1 protein-coding gene is annotated in these 1,626 nt (G+C 61.4%); it reads left to right on the top strand.

All coding sequences use genetic code 11. The features are described from left to right. Positions 1-313 precede the first annotated feature (313 nt). The coding region (locus tag VGL70_04945; protein ID HEY3302869.1) for a glutamate synthase subunit beta at positions 314-1,626 on the top strand (1,313 nt) is incomplete at its 3' end.

Genomic DNA, 1,626 nt, shown 5'->3' on the forward strand with positions numbered 1-1,626 from the left:
TCGTCAAGGTCATGCCGCAGGACTACCGGCGCATGCTCGAAGCGCTGCGCCAGGCGGAAAGCCAAGGCCTAGTGGGGGATGAGGCGGTCATGGCCGCTTTTGAAGCTAATAAAAATGATGCTGCTAGGGTGAGTGGAAATTAGACCGAGCGTTTGCGTCTGCTCTGATCAAATAAGTTAAGGCGGTCGAGAAAGGTCCAGCTAGAAGGCGCGCGAGGATTGTGAGCGGAGGCGTACTTTACCAGTACGTCGAGCGAACAATCCGAAGTGCAACGCACTAGATGGGCCTTTATCGGCCGCCGCCAAGGGAAGAGATGGGAAAGCCTACCGGATTCATGGAGATTGAGCGCGAGTTGCCGACGGATCGTTCTCCCTTGGAGCGGGTGAGCGACTGGCGGGAGTTTCACGACCATTTCTCGGAAGCGAAGCTCCAGGCGCAGGGCGCGCGCTGCATGGACTGCGGCATTCCGTTTTGCCACACGGGAACGCTGATCAGCGGCATGGCGTCCGGGTGTCCGGTCAATAACCTCATTCCCGAATGGAACGATCTCGTCTATCGCGGCTTGTGGAAGGAGGCGCTGGAGCGGCTTCACAAGACCAATAATTTTCCCGAATTCACCGGCCGGGTTTGTCCCGCGCCGTGCGAAGGCTCGTGCGTGCTCGGCATCAACGAGCTGCCGGTCACGATCAAGACGATCGAGTGCGCGATCATCGACAACGGCTTCGCCCAGGGCTGGGTTATGGCCGAGCCGCCGGAGAAGCGCACGGGAAAAAAAGTCGCCGTGGTCGGCTCGGGGCCGGCGGGTCTCGCCTGCGCCGCGCAACTGAACCACGCCGGCCATTGGGTCACGGTCTATGAGCGCGACGACCGCATCGGCGGCCTACTCATGTACGGCATTCCCAACATGAAGCTCGAGAAATCTATCGTCCAGCGGCGCGTCGATTTGATGGCCGAAGAGGGCGTCAAGTTTGTCACCAACACGGCCGTCGGCGTGGACCTTCCCGCGAAGAAGCTTCAAGAGGAGTTCGACGCGATCGTGCTCTGCATGGGCGCCACCAAGCCGCGCGACCTGCCGGTGCCGGGCCGGGATCTCAAAGGCGTTCTCTTCGCCATGGAGTTTCTCCACGCCAACACCAAGTCGCTGCTCGATTCCGAGCACAAGGACGGCAACTACATCTCGGCCAAGGACAAGCACGTCATCGTCGTCGGCGGCGGCGACACCGGGACGGACTGCGTCGGCACGGCGATGCGCCATGGATGTAAGAGCCTCGTCCAGCTCGAAATCCTGCCGCGTCCGCCGGACACGCGCCAGCCGGACAATCCGTGGCCGGAATGGCCGAAGATATATCTTCTGGACTACGGTCAGAAGGAGGCGAAAGCCCGCTTCGGCGACGACCCGCGAAGCTACCTGATGTCGCCGCAAAAGCTCGTCGGCAACGGCGACGGTCATGTCAAAGAGCTTCACGCGGTCGCGGTCGAGTGGACAAAGAACAACGGCGCTTTTGTTCCCAAGAACGTCTCCGGCACGGAGAAAGTCTTCCCCGCCGATCTCGTGCTGCTGGCGATGGGCTTTCTCGGTCCGGAGGAAAAAATCCTCGCCGACCTCGGCGTCGAGCGCGACCCGCG

The sequence above is a fragment of the Candidatus Binatia bacterium genome (assembly GCA_036504975.1).
Lineage (GTDB): Bacteria > Desulfobacterota > Binatia > UBA9968 > UBA9968 > JAJPJQ01.